The following is a 651-nucleotide window of genomic DNA, read 5'->3' on the forward strand; positions in this document are numbered from 1 at the left end:
CCTCAACGCATGCCTGGGCTATTCCGAGGCCAATTCCGGCTCCCGCCCCGGTCACGACGACAGTCTTGTTGACTAGCCCGCTTTGTTCACTCATTTGACTGCTCCTGCTGTAATGCCGCTGACGATCCGCCGCTGGAACACGAGGAATAGAACCAATAGCGGCAATGAGCCCAAAACGGCGGCCGGAAACAGCTCTTCCGGATTGAGGTTATGGTTTCCGACAAAGTGATAAACGCTCATCATCACCGTGAATTTCTTGTCGTCGGTCAGAAGCAGCAAGGGGTAGATGAAGTCGTTCCAAACCATGAGCATGACGAAGAGAGACAAGGTGGCCGTCGCTGGACCGAGCAGGGGTCTGATCACGTGCCAGAAAACCTGAAAGGGCGAGCAGCCATCGAGTTCTGCCGCCTCTTCCAATTCCTTAGGGATGACCCGGATGAAGCTGGTGTAGAAAAATACGGCCAAAGGCAGGTTGAGCGCGGTGAATGCCAGGATAATCCCGGCATAGGAATCGAGAAGACCGATCTTTGCGAATAGTTCGTAGATCGGCGTGATCGTCACAAAGGATGGTGTCGCCAGACACAGAGACAAAAGCGAGATCAATATCTGCGTCGGCCGGCTCTGCGAACGCGACAGCGGATAGGCAGCGAG

1 protein-coding gene is annotated in these 651 nt (G+C 54.8%); it reads right to left on the reverse strand.

Annotation, left to right across the window (positions count from 1 at the left end; all coding sequences use genetic code 11):
• Positions 1–90: 90 nt before the first annotated feature.
• A partial coding sequence (locus tag AC1D0P_RS26765) for a carbohydrate ABC transporter permease (protein ID WP_477679500.1) occupies positions 91–651 on the reverse strand: 561 nt, incomplete at its 5' end.

The sequence above is a fragment of the Polaromonas sp. P1_G2 genome (genome assembly GCF_056405515.1).